This window comes from Hymenobacter norwichensis DSM 15439, assembly GCF_000420705.1.
In the GTDB taxonomy this organism is placed as follows: domain Bacteria; phylum Bacteroidota; class Bacteroidia; order Cytophagales; family Hymenobacteraceae; genus Hymenobacter; species Hymenobacter norwichensis.
Genome location: NZ_ATVL01000007.1, coordinates 653,546 through 669,039 on the forward strand (window position 1 = coordinate 653,546; position 15,494 = coordinate 669,039).

Consider the following 15,494-nt stretch of genomic DNA (forward strand, 5'->3'; position numbering starts at 1 on the left):
TTAGTTGAGCCAAAGCTCAGCCACCGTTTCAAAGCGGTGGCGGGCAAAGGCCCCATAAGGCTGTTCGGCATAGAAGCCCAGCACATGTATTTGGGGAAGGCCAGTGCGAGCGTTGCGGCGCACCTGAATCGGGTACACCTGACCAGCGGTAGGCCAGTCGCCGATATGGTCGGAGGGGCGGCGGCTGTCATCTACACAGCGAGCATATTGCTGCACGGGCGGCGGGACGGGAAGCTTAACTTTCGACATATCCAAAGATAAGGATATTAAGCCATTCTAAAAATATTAGTTGATATTTTTTTAGAGAAAACAGCCTCTAATAGGTATTTAATCGAATTTTAATGAATATTAAAGTCATTTTTCGGCCAACTAATCATCGAGAACTGTTGTTGCTGTATAGGTTGATTTTGCTAAAAAAGTTAGTTGATAATACCCTATTGTGTATGTATATACATCGGTAGTAAGGTGTAAAGTTTCTTGATTTTAGGAAGAGGTATAGGCGGGTTATTCTGCTAGTTAAAAGGCCTGGACCAACAGCAAAGTCAGCATTTTCGCTGCTTTTGTTGTTGGTCCAGGCCTTTTAGGTGTGCGTCTGTTTCTGGCTTAGCGCGTTAGCAAAACCCTGCGTGTTAGGGAGCCGGCCGCGCCATGAATCCGGACCAGATACATGCCGGCCGGCAATTCCTCTAAGTTTACCTCGGTTGTTGCGCCCATGAAAGCCTGCTGCTTCATTACCTGACCCACGGCACTCAGCACTTCCAGTTGGCGGCTGCCAAAGCCGGCAGGTACTTCTACCCGAATGCGGCCGGTAGTAGGGTTGGGGTAGAGCTGCCACGCATTGACGGCCAGGGCAGAGCGGGCGGGCAGTGCCTGTTGAGGGCTATAGCGTATCTGGGCGGCACTGGCCGCCGCGCGTAGCTGCCCAAGCGTGGGAGCGGCTACTACCGCCAGTGCCACCACCACCGAATCGGAAGGAGCAAGCCAAGGCAGCTTGGCGCCTACCACTTGGGCAATATCGGTACCGGTGGTTGCACCGACGGTGCGCTGCTGGGTGCCGCTATTAAGGGTAAGCATCTTTTCGGCGCGGCTGAAGCCATTGGACAGCCGAACCGGGCCGCTAGGAGCATTCACGTCGATGGCATAGGCAAGCGGAGTGCCGCCCCGTAGCCATTGTAAGCCGATGTAAGCATTCTGGCTGTTCACGTTGTAGGCGTAGCTCAGGTTACGTACCGAGTCCCAGGCTACGGCGTTGCGGATATAGTCGCCCAGGTCCCAGTCGGCAAACAGGCCGGCGTACAGTGGCTTCAGTGTATCAGCTGTCACGTTCTTGATTACGTATTCCAGCACCACGTAGTCGCGGTGCGGGGCCTGGGCCCACGAGTAGCCGCGCTGCCGGATCTGCACGCCTACGGTACGGTTGCGGGTGGCGCTTGGCAGAGAATCTTGCAGCAAACCACAGGCCTCCTGGTCGGCGCGCAGGGTCTGGCGGTTCATGGTGGTTTGGGATTGGGTGTAGAAATCGGCATCCACCCCGTTCCGGTCGTTGCGCAGGCGGCTGGAAACACGGGTAGTGCCGGTACCCACCATAAGGCCACCTTCGTAAATCAGCGAAGCACCGCCTTGGTACCGCACACCTTCCCCCTTAGTAGAGCCTAGCCCGTCAACGCCCAGGCTGCCGCGGTGTGTCAGAGTAAGAGCCAGATTGCCGGCATTCAGTACCACATATTCCGGGTTGATAAGCAACGTGCTGTACTGATCCTGCTCGTAGCCGGTGGCAGGGTCGGAGAGATGGTAGCGGATGGTAACGGAGGTATTGACCGGAGCCGCCGCCGCCACTTTCAAGCAGAAAGGAACACTCGTGTTGGACGTCCGCGCCATAGTGGCAACCGCGCCCGCCGTGAACGTACCGCGCTGCACCGTGAGGTAAGGCGACAGGGACGTAACCGTGAGGGTCAGGTTCTGAACGGGTTGCAACAGATTCTGCACTTCCACGGCCAGCCGGATGGTGTCGTTGAGCTGGTAGATGGTTTTGCTGGGCGTAAACACGCGCTGCGTAATAAGCAAGGCATGTTGGTTGTTGGCCTGCACCGCCCGAAACACATTTAGGCGGCCCGTACCCAACTTGCCAGCGTATGCCGCGTTACCGGGCAGGTCGTAGATATTGTCGGTGGTGGCGCGCAATTGCGCAACAACCTGCGCGGCCGTAAACTGCGGAAACCGGGCCCGCACCAGCGCCGCCGCTCCTGATACCAACGGTGCCGAGAACGACGACCCCGTGGCCCGAACGTAGTCGGAATCGGTATCGCCCCAAGTGGTGTAGATGTTGTCGCCGGGCGCTACCAAGTCGATGCGGCGGCTGTATGTGGCGCGGCTGGCCCGCACATCATCGGCGCCGGTCCAGCCCACCGACAGCACATGGTCGTAGCTGGCGGGGTAGAAATCTAGCTCGGCGTTGGTGTTGCCGGCCGAGGCCACCAGCACCACGTCGTGGTTGACGGCAGCGTAAGTAATGGCATCCTGCTCGAACTGGGAACGGCCCCCAGCGCCACCCCACGACATGTTAATGACCTTGCAGCCGTGGTCGGCGGCGTACACAATTGCTTCGTAGCCGGCAAAGCTCCCGGTGCTGGTGCTCGGGTAAATTTTCAGAGGTAGAAAGCGGCAATTGTAGCCCACGCCCGCAATGCCCAGCCCATTATCCACGCGCCCGGCCGCTGCGCCCGCTGTGTGCACGCCGTGCAGGGGCTGCGTCATGCCATTGGCGGCGGGGTTGTTGTCCCGGTCGGCAAAGTCCCAGCCCCGATAGTTGTCGATAAAGCCGTCGTTGTCGTTGTCGATGCCGTCAGGTGGATCTTGGTTGTTGCGCTGCCACTGGCCGGCCAAATCTTGGTGTGAAAGGCGGAAACCGGTGTCGGTGATGCCAATTAGCACGGTGCTGTCACCGTGGGTTAGATTCCAGGCTTGGTAAGCCCGGATGTTCTTGAGGTGATACTGGCCGGTAGCTAGAGTGGAATCGGCTAGTGGGTCGTTGGGCTGCGAAAGAGGCTCGCGGTAATAGAGCGGCTCCGCATAGCTAAGGGTGTTCGTGCTGAGCAGGGCCTGCTGTACTTTGGCCAGTGGGGCAGCCTTATCCAGCCAGATCTGATAGATCAAACGTAAATCAACAGCGTCGCGCTGTTCCGGGTGTGGTGCTGTAGCGTGCGGAAACTTCTGCGCTATCCGGGTTATACCCATCCGCCGGAGCATATCCGTCAGAGCTGGTACTGTTACCCCATCACGAAATGCCTGCGCTTGAAATTCAGGTTTTAGCTTGAAAACCAGCGTGCCCTCCAGTGTAGTTGGTTGATTGAAATTATCAGTGAAAGAGCCGGTTGTTGATGACGCAGAGCTGTTGCCTGACTGCTGAGCCTTTCCTGAGAGGCTTAAGCAGGTGGTCAATGACAATAGTACTAATTTGAAGGGGTGTATAAGTTTACTCATAGCAGACTGAAAAGAACGGATAAACAGATGAAGATTTTGTACTAATTATTAAAAAGTGCAAAACCAATACTGTAAATCTAGTTAGTATAAAGTCAATTCTAAGCCTGTTGAGATGTATAAATGCTAATAATCATTGTTAAGTGATACATTATACTGATTCATTTATTTTATAATAAATGAATATAGATAAATGGTGTTTACTCCAATTGCTTTTAAAATGATTGTGCCACAAGAAATATATAACGTACAATAGTTATAAGATGGCAGTTATAGGTGATCTGCAATTTTGCGCGATATAGTAGTTGATAGGTGTACTAATTAATGTGTAGAGCATACTGTCGACGATAGGATTATTGTATGCTTCGATGTTCTAGAATTGAGGAGGTCAGTTAAGGCTATGTAGGCCGATAGAGGAAGGAAAAGCCAAATGAAAAGCGCCTGGCCAAGCCCATTTAAGGGTGGTCAGGCGCTTCGTTGAAACTCACGCTGTACTACTTAGTATCCACTACGACAAGGGTGGGGGTGGCGGAGAACTACTGGCTGGGCGGGAATGGGTGGTGGGCAGCGGAATAAACTCGGTGTTATCGGTGGGCGGAAGAGCAATGCGACCGGCTTGCCAGTCGGCTTTGGCCTGCTCAATCCGCTCCTTCCGCGACGACACAAAGTTCCACCAGATGTACCGCTCGCCCAGTGGTTCGCCGCCAAGCAGCATAAGCGTGGTAGGCTCGCGGGCTACCAATATGGGGTCGAGGTCGCGGGTGAAAACCAGCAATTGCCCGGCCGTATAAGTTCGGCCATTTACCTCCACGCTGCCTTTGGCTACGTAGGCGCCACGCTCTGGATAACCTGTGGGCAGACCGAAGCGTGCCCCGGTTTGCAGCACTACGTGCAAATAAAACAGGGGCGAATGGGTTTTTACGTCGTTGCGCAGGCCGAAAGCGTCGCCGGCAATCAGACGCATCCACACGCCCTGGTCGGTGAAGATGGGCAGCTCGTGGGGCTGGTAGTTGGTGAAGCTCGGTGCATCTTCCTCGGCCGATTCGGGTAAGGCCACCCAAGTCTGCACCATTTCCAGGGCGCCACCCGCCAGCGCGGCCGGGTCCTCGAACCGCTCGGAGTGGGCAATACCGCTACCGGCCGTCATCCAGTTCACCTCACCCGGCCGGATAACCTGCTCCACGCCCAGACTATCCCGGTGTACCACCTGGCCGCCAAACAGGTAGCTGACCGTAGACAAACCGATGTGCGGGTGCGGCAGCACATCCAGAGCCGGCATCAGCTCGGGGGCTACCTGCACCGGGCCGGCGTGATCCATGAAAATGAATGGCCCCAGCATCCGCCGCAGCCGGTAGGGCAGAATGCGCCGCACACCGAAACCGTTGCCAAGATCGGCGGGGCGCGCATCAATGATTAAGTCCAGCATGAGAATACGACGATGGTACCGCCGCAAAGTAGCGGATTGGCGCTTTCCAACCATAGCTCGCCTGCCTAGGTGTCTACAAGCTCAGCAACTCCCGAAACCGCACCGATTGCTGGCGCGATACTTCCACCTCGGGGCCGCCACGCAGCCGGATTTTCAGAGAGTTGCTGAACCAGGGCTCGATGCCTTCCACCCATTTCAGGTTGATGATTTGCTGGCGGTTGGCCCGAAAGAACACCCGCGGGTCGAGGCGCTGCTCCAAGTGCTGCAAGGTGCGCGGAATCAGGGGTCGGTGCTCGTGGAAGTGGATTTGGGTGTAGCTGCCGTTGATTTCGAAGAGGCGAATATCGGCGAGACGCACAAACCAGCACTTCTCGCCATCCTTCACAAACACTTGGGCGTGCTCGGTGAGTGGCGTGGCGGCTGGCTCCTCGGGGGTAGTAAATGCCGGGGCTTCTACGGCAACCGCCGGGCGCAGTTTGGTGCGGACTTTGTCGAGGGCGGCAGCCAATCGGTGTGCTTCAATGGGTTTGAGCAAATAATCGAGGGCATTTACCTCGAAGGCGCGCAAAGCGTACTCGTCGTAGGCAGTGGTGAAGACAACGTGCGGGGCTGCTTCCAGCGACGCCAGCAGCTCGAAGCCGGTTTCGCCGGGCATGTGGATATCAAGCAGCAATACGTCGGGCCGTAGCTCCTGAATGCGGGTGCGGGCCTCGGCGGCGTGGCGGGCTTCACCTATCACCGTTACGTCGGGGAAAACTTGCAGCAGGTGGCGCAACTCGGTTCGGGCCAGGCGTGAGTCATCAACGAGCAGGATATTCATATGAAGGGGGATGGCTATTGGCTGATGGCGTTCTGCGGCAGAAAACTTACAGCCATCGGCTAATAGCTAACAGCTGAAAAAACCAAAGATTAAGCGGCTGCCTGTATGGGTAGCTGCAACTCGGCTACTACCATATCAGCAATTGTGGGGTCGTTGTTGATGGTGAGTGTAGCGGCCTTGCCGAAAAGTAGCGCCAGCCGCTCCTGCGCGTTGCGCAACCCTACGCCCTCGTGGCCGAGCTGGGGTTGGTAGCGGCCAGTGTTGCGCACCACAATATGCAGCTGCCCAGTGGCCGCGTCGGGCTGGGTGGTGAGCTGAATGATGCCGCCTTCGGGCCGGGGCGCAATGCCGTGCTTGATGGCGTTTTCCACGAGCAGCTGCAAGGTCATGGGCGGAATAAGCACAGTTAAGGCCGCTGGGTCTACATCGAGCGAATAAGTGAGGCGCTCTTCCAGCTGCATGGCTTCCAGCTCCAGATAGTGCCGCACAATTTCCAGTTCCCGCTGCAAAGGCACCCATTCGGCGCTATTGAGCTGGATGGAATAGCGCAGCAAGTCGGAGAGGTGTGTAATCATGTTGCGGGCGCGAGCGGGGTCTTCCATCACCAGGGCCCGGATGTTGTTGAGCCCATTAAACATGAAATGCGGGTTGATTTGGGCCTTGAGAGTGCGCATTTCTGCTTCCTGCACGGCAGCTGCCAGCTTCCACTTATCTACTTCCGCTTGCTTGTAGCGGTGAAAAAAGTGCCATCCAAAGTAGAAGCCTGCCCACAGCCACAGCATAAAATTGACGTTGAGGCAATAGCCCAAAAACTGAGCCCAGCCGTGCGGTTGGCCATCGGGGCTGGGCCGCACCACCCAAATCAGCAGTGCCCAGATAATCACCTGGCTCAGCACCGACAAGGTGGCGTTCATAAATAATAGGCGGCCGAGTAGCGCGAAAGGGGGCAGCCGTTCCCACTGGTTGGCCCGAATGTGGTAGCGCAGTGCGTGCGTGAGGGCCGCTATGGGTAGCACAACTGCCGTAGTGATGAGCAGCAGCTCGCTGGAAAACCGCCCAAACACGGAAAACAAGAGCAGGTTGAAAGCAAAATAGAGCGTCCAGCCGAGTAGCTGGGCCCGCCAGTAGAGGCGGCTGGGTGGTGGAACAGATGCGTAGGAAAACATAGTGCCGCCCAAATTACTCGGATTGCGCCGGTAAAAGCAGGTACTCTTGCTTGTTCTGGCGGTAGGAAACATACAGCAAACCGCTCAACAGCACCAAGGCACAAGCCACAAAAACAGGAAGCAGGTACAGGTTTGTTTCCGAAGTGTGCAGCCCCAGCAGCAGGCAGCCCACTGCAATAATGCCAGCCATGACGGCATACGGCTTGGCCTTGTAAAACCAGGCGTAGGGAAAGAAATGAGCCCCGGTGATAATACCGTAAGTCATGATAAACTGGGCGGGATGCTTGCTGTACATGAACAGCAGGATCGGAAAATAGAGCAACTGCGCAAAATTCAGCCACAACCCTAAAGGCTGCAACGGGTTGTGCGCAATAGTCCAGGTGGTGCCGAGTAGTTTAGAAAAAAGCCACGCCAGCGGCAGGACAACGGCGCCCACAAAAAACGTAATAAACCCATTCAGTCCCGGCGGGTTGGGTAGCGTCCAGACGAAGACAATAGCAGCCCAAACAATGCTGGCGGCCAGAATGAAATCGAGCCCATTTTTAGCTTTTACCGACAGTTCAAGGTGTAGCTTGGCAAACTGCTGTTCGAGTAGCATAAGCAAAGGAGAGGCACTAAATGTAGATGCAACAGGTAAAGAGAGGGTAGCCTGCCAAGGCAAGCTCAGCGCCTGCGCCAAGCTTGCCCCGACCAGCAAAGAGCAGCTTACTTTTTGGCTATGGGGTTCTGCTTCAGAAAGGCGTCGGACTGCGCGAAAAACCAAGCAGTGTCGTCGTACATCAGGAAGTGGCGGCCGGCCTCCGACATTTCGATGTGGTGCTGGGGCAGTTTGGCGTATTGCTGCTCGAAAACAGCCTTAGTGCTTTCCTTGGTAGAGCCGTATTGCTGGTAGGCCGCCCAGGCACCGAGCACTAGCACTGGCTGCTGAATACGGGCAACATCCGGGCGCAAATCGGTGGTGAACATATCGTACATGGCCTGCCCGACGGTAGGCATATCGGAGGCGACGCTCCACCGGGCCAGCTGCGTAACGCGGGCCGTGTCGGTTACCAGTGAGGCCGACATCTGGCGGGCGTTGGCCATGCTGTTTTTGCCGTTGCTCATCTGCTGGCGCATACCTTCGGCCATGGGGCGGGCGCCTTCGGCCGTTTGGGTAGGGTTTTGCACGGCCGCCAGAAACGGCAGCGAATCCACGATAACCAGTGGGCCGAGGGTGGTTGGCTCGGTGGCGCTCATCCATAAGCCCATGAACCCGCCCAGGCTGTGGCCGACCACTACTGGCTTGTCGAGCTTCTGAGTTTTGATGTAGGCCAGCAGTTGGTCGCGCACGTTGAGCAGCAGCTGGCTGGTGCTGGCTGGCGCGGCGTTGCCGCCAAAACCCGCCAACGATACAACGTGGCACTGGTACTGCTTCTGGTAGCGGGCCACCGTTTCGTCCCACACTGCGCCGGGGCAGGTGAGGCCCGGAATCAGCAGCATCGGCCGGCCCTTGCCCACCACTCGCACCGTGAAATTGGGGTGCGCGGCCGGGTTATCAGGTATAACCGACAAAGACGTGGTGCCAGCCAAGGCCGGAGCGGCAGCAAAGCCAGGGTCGGCCAGCAGCAAGGCAGAGCAAAGCGAGAAGGAGCGGAGGGCAGAAACAAGTTTCATGGTAGCGAGCAAGTAAGGAGCGGCAGAAGTGAAAGGATAGCCAAACCTACTGCCGCCGCCCGCCGCTGGAAACAGAATTTCAGGGAACGGTAAATCCACGGGCTGAACTGCTTTATACCCGTCCGAATAGCCGCACCGTGCCGTTGTTCAGCAGCGCATGCTACCGTCCGAAACACAAAGAGACGCCCCCGAGGAAGCGTCTCTTTGTGTTTCAAATAGTGGTTTCCGCGTTACGGGGCATTAAACTGTTCGCGCTTCAACACAGCCGTTATATAATGTTGCGCAGGTCGTTGCGGAGGTTCTCGATGCCGTGCCAGATTTCGCTCCAAGTGCTTTGATCTTCGTTGCTGGGTGGGGTATCGGCGGCGGGGGTTGGGCCGAGGCGCTCGGCCAGCTTATTGCGCTTGGCCTCTAGCATAGCAATGTGTTCGTGGTAGGTATGCTGAGCGCCCTCAGTAGTAGCGTGGGCGCGGTTGCGTAGGGTTTTGATTTTGCCGTCCAAGTCTTCGAGCGACTGGCGTAGGTCTTTATCGGAAAGGTGCTGGGGCACGCGTACGTGTTCGGGGGCTGGAATAGTAGACATAGCAGGTGGATGCTGAAGGTTGAAAGTCTTACTGAATAAGATACAGCTTTTAGCGAGCAAAGGATACGCCGAGGCCATAACACAAACACAACGGTTCCGTAACGCCGCCGCCGAGGCAGGGCAACAAGGCGGCTCTACCTTTGCACGGTTATATTATATTCTGTTCGTATGCTTCGCCTGCGCCTTTTACTGCTTTTAGTGTTGCTGCCTGCACCCGGTTTGTTTGCCCAGACACTCACTTCCAGTGAGCTAGCCGACACTGGTTCTGCTTCTCAACCACCTCCGCAGGTACCCCGCGTGTATCTGGCCGCCGACGAAATGCCTAGCTTCCCTGGTGGCGCCCTGGCATTCCAAAAATTTCTGAAAGCAAAAATTAGATACCCCGAAGAAGCCTTGCAGCGCAATCTATCAGGTAAAGTGCACGTCAGTTTTGTGGTAGATGAAGAAGGCCGGATTCTGGATGCTAAAGTGGTGCGGGGCCTAGGCTGCGGCCTCGACGAAGAAGCCCTGCGCCTAGTGCGCATCATGCCTTGGTGGACGCCGGGTCGCGTTAATGGGCAACCGGTGCGCGTGGCTTACACGCTGCCAGTTGGATTCAGGGTCTTGGAGTGATAAAAGGAATAGTTACACTTTGTATGGTAGTAGTGTAAATGCCACTTACTTGAATCTAGTCGTAGGGTTCAGGATAAAAAATAGGTAGCAAATTGGGTTTTCAAGCTGGCCCTACTTGCATGACTATCACCCAAAAGTTGTAGGTACGCCTAACTCTCGCGCCAACGGGGCCGCCGCCGAGGCATAGAGTAACGGCAGCAACTCATTCACGGCCGGCGCAAACTCCACGCGGTAGTCTTCGTGCAACTTAATGATTTGCTTTAGTACCTCGTGGGTGCGCCGGGCCAGATGTTGCAGCAGCAACTGAGTGGGGCCATGGAGCCGGGCCACCGCCTCGGGCTGATGCCGCAGCACGTTGGTGAGTAGCCGCAGGGTCAGCTCGATTTCGCCTTGCGTGTCGCCGGTAATGCGGGCGTGATAGGTGAGACGGGCTTGCAACTGCCGTACAATATGCAGTAAATCGTTGGGGGTTTGATGGTAGCCGCGCACTGGGTCGTCTACCTGCGTGCGTAGCCGCTCGCGCCGGGTTTCCAGCGCATCGTCGCCCTCCAGCAACCGAAACGTAAGCTGCTCGGTTAGCACGGCATCCTGCGCCACCAACCGGGCCAGCAGCTGGTCTTTTTCTTTTTGCGGAAGGTTGAACAGGGCTTTGCGCAGGTCAGGAGAAAGGGTAGGCATGCTTTAGGAGGAGTTTAGAATTAGAAGTTGGGAGCTAGTTTCACTTTCTAGCTCCCAACTTCTAGCTTTTCTTCTTCGGCTTTGCTGATGGCTTACTGTCACCAGCGTATGCCACGCGGTAAATCACGCCGTTGTCGTCGTCAGATACCAGCAACGAGCCGTCGGTGGCCTGTACGATGGCGCAGGGCCGCCCGAACTCCGATTTGCCATCTTCAACCAACCAGCCGGTCACGAAATCCTCGAACTGCTGGGGCTGGCCCTGCTCGTTGAAATGCACCCGCACAATCTTGTAGCCCGAGGGCTGGGCGCGGTTCCAGGAGCCGTGCATGGTCACGAAAGCATCGTTCTGGTACTCTTTTGGAAACTGCTGAGCCTTGTTGAACACCAGCCCCAGCGGCGCGGAATGCGCCTTATAGAGCAATAGTGGGCGCACGGCTTTGGCGTCGAACTGCTCGTAAGTTTCGCCCGATTTGGGTTTGTTGGCGGGGTAGGGCTTGCCATCGGCAATGATGCTGGGCCAGCCGTAGTTGGCGCCGGCCTTCAGCTGGTTGAACTCCTCCTGCTGGTCTTCATCACCAAGCCAATCAATGCCGTGGTCCATGCCAAACAAGGCCTTGGTGGTCGGGTGCCAGTCGAAGCCAATGGTATTGCGCAGGCCGGTGGCGTACACGCGCCGCCCCGAGCCGTCGGTGCTGACTTCCAGCAGGGTGGCGTTTTCGGGGTTGTCTTCGTCGCAGGCGTTGCAGGTGCTGCCCACCGAGAGGTAGAGCTTGCCATCAGGCCCGAAGTTGAGGGTGCGGTTGGCGTGCTGGCCGGCGTCGGGTAGGTCTTTATACAGCATTTTCAGCTCGCCGAGGGTACCGTCGGCTTTCACGTCAGCCACGTATAACTCGCGCACGGCGGCCATGTAGAGCTTACCGTCTTTGAGGGCCAGCCCGTGCAGGTGCGGCTTTTGGGCTACTTGCTTGGTGGTTTCCACCTTGCCGTCTTTGTTGGCGTCGCGCAGCAGCGTAACAGTGCCTTTCACTCGGTTGCTCACGTATAGGTCGCCGTTTGGAGCTTGCGCCAGCATACGGGGCATGTCTAGGTTTTCGGCGTATTTGCTGACGGTGAAGCCGGACGGCGCTTTTAGAGTAGCTACTCGTTCGGGGGTGGCCGGTAGCTTCTTGGGCAGATAGATGTTGCCCTGCATCTGGAATGGCGTGCCTTCGGGTGGTACGTTTTGGGCAATGGTAGAGAAACCTGCCAGTAAAATAGTGACTAGTAAAACAGTCGTTTTCATGAGAAAAGAGAAGCAGAAAAGGTGCTTCTGTTCAACTGTTTTTGCCGAGCTTAAGTTACGTTTAGGCATCTAGCCAGTGCGCCACTGCCGATACAGGCGAATGGCGGTGAGGAGTGTCAACAAGAGTAGCAGGAGTGTGGTGTTGCGCCAGTCCGGGTGAAAGAGGGTAGTATACGTTTTGGGAGAGAAGAGCGGTTGCAACCAACTACTCAGCTGTTGCTCGATAGGTACATAGGGATAATAGGGAATGACATCAGGTCCAGAAGGAAAATTATTATCGGCGTAAATAAAACTTGGTATCACCATACCACGACACTCAATTCTACGAAATACCGGTTCTCGGTATACATAGATTTTTGTGAGTGTACTTCGAGTGTCAAGCCAGAAAAGTACATCTGAACGTTTCTGCAATGAGCTAATTGTTCTGTCCATTTCCTCCACTTTAGGTACAGAGTGAAATTGGTATTCTATGCCTTTAAAAGGCTTGTTATAAGAATTATTTGGGAGAGCAAAATCTAGTTGTCTGGAGAAGAAAAAGTCATCTAATGGAGTTAACGATACAAACATGTTAGGTAAGTCAGCTTGTCTGACGTCCGCAACAGGCAGAGCTGGGTCAAGCCGATTGGTATATAAACCAGGTTGTAAAGGAAGTGGCGCAAACGAAGCAAAGAGAGACCCATATTTAACCGGAATATGTGGCAAGATCACCACACAACCTATCCACAGCAGCCACGCTAGCGCCAACAGGCCCGGTGGGAACAGTAGCGGCCGGCGGTGGCGGCGGGGCAGATAGAGCGTGTTGGTCATGGCTAACAATCCATAGGTGAATTATTTACTTGTCTCGCAGTGGCCCCCACCCAAGCGCTACTAACAGCCAGATACTGGCGGCCGCTAACAGCGCGGTACCCCAGGCTGGCTTAGCCAGGTGGCTGCTGATACGGTCAAGCCAGCGTGAAATGCCAGTAGCAGTTGGCCGGGTTTGAGTAGATACTCTTTCGGCTTCAGAAGTAGCGGAAAAGCCTGATTTGTAACGTAGTGGGAGTACGTATAGCGTTGTAATAGACGAACGGATATCAACGAAATATTTTGAGGCGTTACTCATATTCACTTCATCAAGCGCATCTACCAAACTGCCATAGCGTGCTCGGGCATGAAAGCGCACTTGTAGACCATCAGTAGTTGAATGATAATATACAGCGCGCAGATGACGCTGTACAAGACGCAAGTTGCTGCTGTCGGCAGTAGCATTGCCGGTGAAATCAGCAATCCGCCAGAAGCCCATGTTCCTGATTTCTTGAGCAGAAGGTAACCGAAGTACAAGTGGATCTTTCGCGCTATGCGAAGCTGGCATAGTCAGCTGCATTATTGAATAGCGGTGGAGGCGGGGCTGATTCACTAGTACCCGGCAGCCTATCAGCAGCAGAAACCCCAGCGCCAGTAAGCCGCGGGGCAACAGTAAGGGCCGGCGGTGGCGGCGGGGGAGGTGGAGCGTGTTGGTCATGGCTGTGAGGAATAGATACTACACGCAGACAGATGAAGGAATATTGTCTGGAATTGCCGGCAACTCCAACCCTGACCACTGATTTTCGGTTAGCAGCAACGAATCCTTTTGCTTGCCTGATGCCTACCCGTTACGCCGCGCCCTTATTGCTGCTGCCTATTTCGCTGTTTGCCCAAACCGCGCCGCCCGATACCACCCGTACCGTTCGCCTGCCCGAAGCCACTGTAACCGGCTATGGTCAGCAGCAGCCGCTGCGCCGTACGGCTGCCGCCGTGGGCGTAGTAGATGCCGCCACGTTTGAGCGGTTTCCGCAGAATGCCCTCACCCAGGCCGTCAACACGCTGCCGGGGGTGCGGCTGGAAGAACGCGCCACCGGCAGCTACCGCCTCAGTGTGCGGGGTAGCACGCTTCGCTCCCCATTTGGAGTGCGCAATGTGAAGGTGTACTACGAGGGTATCCCATTCACCGAAGCTAGCGGCAGCACCCCGCTCAACCTGCTCGACCCTAGCCAGCTGGGCCGGTTGGAAGTGCTGAAAGGCCCTGCCGCCAGCGTGTACGGAGCTGGTACGGGTGGGGCCGTGTTGCTCGAAAACCGCCGCCCGGTAGTGGGTGAAACACGGGTTCAAACCGGCTTTACGGCGGGTTCCTACGGTTTGCGCCGCTACACTGTGGCCGCTGAAACCGGCAGCGCCACCGGCTACTTCCGGGCCCAGTACGCCCGCCAAACCTTGGATGGCTACCGCCAGCAAAGCGCCCTGCGCCGCACCGTGCTAACCCTGGATGGCGAGCTGCGTGCTTCCGAAAAAGGCACCCTCGGCGTGCACGCCCTCTACACCGACCTCGACTACCAGATACCCGGCAGCCTCACCCGCGCCCAGTTTGATGCCGACCCGCGCCAGGCCCGCCCGAGTACCACTACTGCGCCTGGCACCGTGGCCCAGCAGGCCAGCTATGCCTCCCGTACCGCGTTGCTCGGCGTGACGTATGAGTACCGCTTCACCGACCGGATTTCCAGCAAAACAACCCTCTACGGCACGGGTAGTACTATTGCCACGCCGTTTCTGGTAGATTTGGAGCGCAACACTCCCGTGGGCGGTGGCGGCCGCACGGCGCTTAACTACCGCACCACGCTGGCTGGCCGCACGCTGCGCTTGCAAGGTGGCGCCGAGCTGCAAACAAGCTTCGAGAGTTCCCGCAACTACCAGAACCGCGGTGGCACGCCCGGACCACTGCGCTACGACGACGAAATCCGGACGCTCACGGGCTTTGGCTTCGCGCAAGCTGATTACGAGCTACCCGCGGGGTTTCTGCTGACGGCCGGGGCCAGCTACAACCGCCTGCGCTACCGCATCAACCGCCTGACCGAAGCCGTGACACCACCGCTGCAAGGATACCAGACGGAGCGCAACTTTCAGCCTCGGCTGGCGCCTCGGTTGGCTTTGCTCAAAGAGCTGACTTCTCTGGTATCGGTGTACGGTAGCGTGAGCAGTGGCTTCTCGCCGCCGACCGAAGAGGAAATCCGCCCGTCCAACGGGTCCATCAACACGGCCTTGCAGGCCGAGCGGGGCACCAGCTACGAAGTGGGCACCCGCGGCACTCTGTTCAATCAGCGCCTGAATTTCGATGTGGCCGCCTACAATTTTCGCCTGCGTGAAACCATCGTTACGCGCACCGACGAGCTGGGGACGCAACTGTTTGCTAACTCCGGCAATACCCGCCAGCGCGGTGTGGAAGCCGCACTGAGCGGCTGGTTGTGGCAGCAGCGGGAATTAGTAAGCGAATCGACTTTGGTTGGACCTGCTGGAGCCAGTGTCACCTATCGAGAGGAAAAAGTAGTTGGTGCGGTACGGGCCTTTGCCAGTTACGCCTACAATCACTACCGGTTCGGGCGCTACGAGTCGGGCGGCAACGACTTCAGCGGCAACTGCCTCACCGGTACTGCCCCCCACACGCTCAGCGCCGGTCTCGATTTCAGCGAAAAGCATGGCTTCTACCTCAGCCCAACTACCAACCACCAGGCGCGCATTTTCCTCAACGACGCCAATACCGTATCGGCGCCGGGCTATTGGACGTTTGCCTCCCGTGCGGGCTGGCGCCGCACCCTAGGCCGGCTGGAATTGGATGTATTCGGCGGCATCGAAAACGCCACTAACCGCCGCTACAGCCTTGGCAACGACCTCAATGCCTTTGGTAACCGCTATTTCCAGCCTGCCCCTGGCCGCAACTACTACGGCGGTGCGCAAGTGACGGTGAAATTGTGAGATGGTGAAGTTGTGAGTTTGATGTTCTGCTTGCG

The 15,494-nt window shown here is 56.7% G+C and carries 14 protein-coding genes; 2 read left to right on the top strand and 12 right to left on the bottom strand.

Annotation, left to right across the window (positions count from 1 at the left end; translation table 11 throughout):
* The 8 genes from G536_RS0108990 to G536_RS0109025 form a co-directional block, all read right to left on the bottom strand.
* Complete coding sequence (locus G536_RS0108990) at nucleotides 1–249, bottom strand: hypothetical protein (protein ID WP_033369768.1); 249 nt, start codon at nucleotides 247–249, stop codon at nucleotides 1–3.
* Nucleotides 250–603: 354 nt separating this feature from the next.
* On the bottom strand, nucleotides 604–3,153 hold the full coding sequence (locus tag G536_RS27075) for a S8 family peptidase (protein WP_169515071.1): 2,550 nt from the start codon (nucleotides 3,151–3,153) through the stop codon (nucleotides 604–606).
* Between the two features lie 832 nt (nucleotides 3,154–3,985).
* Nucleotides 3,986–4,903, bottom strand: a complete 918-nt coding sequence (locus G536_RS0109000) for a pirin family protein (protein WP_022823264.1) — start codon at nucleotides 4,901–4,903, stop codon at nucleotides 3,986–3,988.
* Nucleotides 4,904–4,976: 73 nt separating this feature from the next.
* On the bottom strand, nucleotides 4,977–5,723 hold the full coding sequence (locus tag G536_RS0109005; protein ID WP_022823265.1) for a LytR/AlgR family response regulator transcription factor: 747 nt from the start codon (nucleotides 5,721–5,723) through the stop codon (nucleotides 4,977–4,979).
* A gap of 89 nt (nucleotides 5,724–5,812) precedes the next feature.
* Nucleotides 5,813–6,889, bottom strand: a complete 1,077-nt coding sequence (locus G536_RS27080; RefSeq protein ID WP_169515072.1) for a sensor histidine kinase — start codon at nucleotides 6,887–6,889, stop codon at nucleotides 5,813–5,815.
* Between the two features lie 13 nt (nucleotides 6,890–6,902).
* Nucleotides 6,903–7,487: a DUF7010 family protein gene (locus tag G536_RS0109015; RefSeq protein WP_022823267.1), complete on the bottom strand. Its 585-nt coding sequence runs from the start codon at nucleotides 7,485–7,487 to the stop codon at nucleotides 6,903–6,905.
* Between the two features lie 107 nt (nucleotides 7,488–7,594).
* Complete coding sequence (locus G536_RS0109020) at nucleotides 7,595–8,542, bottom strand: alpha/beta fold hydrolase (RefSeq protein ID WP_026879992.1); 948 nt, start codon at nucleotides 8,540–8,542, stop codon at nucleotides 7,595–7,597.
* Nucleotides 8,543–8,810: 268 nt separating this feature from the next.
* Entirely contained in the window at nucleotides 8,811–9,125 is a 315-nt protein-coding gene (locus G536_RS0109025; protein ID WP_022823269.1) for a hypothetical protein, read from the bottom strand.
* 168 nt (nucleotides 9,126–9,293) lie between these two features.
* Between G536_RS0109025 and G536_RS27085 the strand changes: the two genes are divergently transcribed.
* The gene (locus tag G536_RS27085; protein ID WP_022823270.1) at nucleotides 9,294–9,737 is read left to right on the top strand and encodes an energy transducer TonB; all 444 of its coding nucleotides are present in this window, start codon (nucleotides 9,294–9,296) and stop codon (nucleotides 9,735–9,737) included.
* A 126-nt stretch (nucleotides 9,738–9,863) separates the two neighbouring features.
* Here G536_RS27085 and G536_RS0109035 read toward each other — a convergent pair whose 3' ends face one another.
* The 4 genes from G536_RS0109035 to G536_RS0109045 form a co-directional block, all read right to left on the bottom strand.
* Nucleotides 9,864–10,415 carry a hypothetical protein gene (locus G536_RS0109035; protein WP_022823271.1) on the bottom strand — a complete coding sequence of 184 codons (552 nt, stop codon included), beginning with the start codon at nucleotides 10,413–10,415 and terminating at the stop codon, nucleotides 9,864–9,866.
* A gap of 61 nt (nucleotides 10,416–10,476) precedes the next feature.
* Entirely contained in the window at nucleotides 10,477–11,697 is a 1,221-nt protein-coding gene (locus G536_RS27090; RefSeq protein ID WP_022823272.1) for a PQQ-dependent sugar dehydrogenase, read from the bottom strand.
* 69 nt (nucleotides 11,698–11,766) lie between these two features.
* A complete protein-coding gene (locus G536_RS32105; protein ID WP_157530519.1) occupies nucleotides 11,767–12,504 on the bottom strand; it encodes a hypothetical protein in 738 nt (245 codons plus the stop codon).
* A 25-nt stretch (nucleotides 12,505–12,529) separates the two neighbouring features.
* A complete protein-coding gene (locus G536_RS0109045) occupies nucleotides 12,530–13,048 on the bottom strand; it encodes a hypothetical protein (protein WP_169515073.1) in 519 nt (172 codons plus the stop codon).
* Between the two features lie 269 nt (nucleotides 13,049–13,317).
* Here G536_RS0109045 and G536_RS0109050 point away from each other — a divergent pair, with 269 nt between their 5' ends.
* Nucleotides 13,318–15,459 (top strand): TonB-dependent receptor family protein, encoded by a 2,142-nt coding sequence (locus G536_RS0109050; protein WP_022823274.1) that lies wholly within the window; start codon nucleotides 13,318–13,320, stop codon nucleotides 15,457–15,459.
* Nucleotides 15,460–15,494 lie beyond the last annotated feature (35 nt).

What these genes read in the sequence shown, in the direction of transcription:
- G536_RS0108990 (WP_033369768.1), bottom strand. Translation starts at nt 249, where the DNA reads ATGTCGAAAGTTAAGCTTCCCGTCCCGCCGCCCGTGCAGCAATATGCT.
- G536_RS0109000 (WP_022823264.1), bottom strand. Translation starts at nt 4,903, where the DNA reads ATGCTGGACTTAATCATTGATGCGCGCCCCGCCGATCTTGGCAACGGT.
- G536_RS0109005 (WP_022823265.1), bottom strand. Translation starts at nt 5,723, where the DNA reads ATGAATATCCTGCTCGTTGATGACTCACGCCTGGCCCGAACCGAGTTG.
- G536_RS27080 (WP_169515072.1), bottom strand. Translation starts at nt 6,889, where the DNA reads ATGTTTTCCTACGCATCTGTTCCACCACCCAGCCGCCTCTACTGGCGG.
- G536_RS0109015 (WP_022823267.1), bottom strand. Translation starts at nt 7,487, where the DNA reads ATGCTACTCGAACAGCAGTTTGCCAAGCTACACCTTGAACTGTCGGTA.
- G536_RS0109020 (WP_026879992.1), bottom strand. Translation starts at nt 8,542, where the DNA reads ATGAAACTTGTTTCTGCCCTCCGCTCCTTCTCGCTTTGCTCTGCCTTG.
- G536_RS0109025 (WP_022823269.1), bottom strand. Translation starts at nt 9,125, where the DNA reads ATGTCTACTATTCCAGCCCCCGAACACGTACGCGTGCCCCAGCACCTT.
- G536_RS27085 (WP_022823270.1), top strand. Translation starts at nt 9,294, where the DNA reads ATGCTTCGCCTGCGCCTTTTACTGCTTTTAGTGTTGCTGCCTGCACCC.
- G536_RS0109035 (WP_022823271.1), bottom strand. Translation starts at nt 10,415, where the DNA reads ATGCCTACCCTTTCTCCTGACCTGCGCAAAGCCCTGTTCAACCTTCCG.
- G536_RS27090 (WP_022823272.1), bottom strand. Translation starts at nt 11,697, where the DNA reads ATGAAAACGACTGTTTTACTAGTCACTATTTTACTGGCAGGTTTCTCT.
- G536_RS32105 (WP_157530519.1), bottom strand. Translation starts at nt 12,504, where the DNA reads ATGACCAACACGCTCTATCTGCCCCGCCGCCACCGCCGGCCGCTACTG.
- G536_RS0109045 (WP_169515073.1), bottom strand. Translation starts at nt 13,048, where the DNA reads ATGCCAGCTTCGCATAGCGCGAAAGATCCACTTGTACTTCGGTTACCT.
- G536_RS0109050 (WP_022823274.1), top strand. Translation starts at nt 13,318, where the DNA reads ATGCCTACCCGTTACGCCGCGCCCTTATTGCTGCTGCCTATTTCGCTG.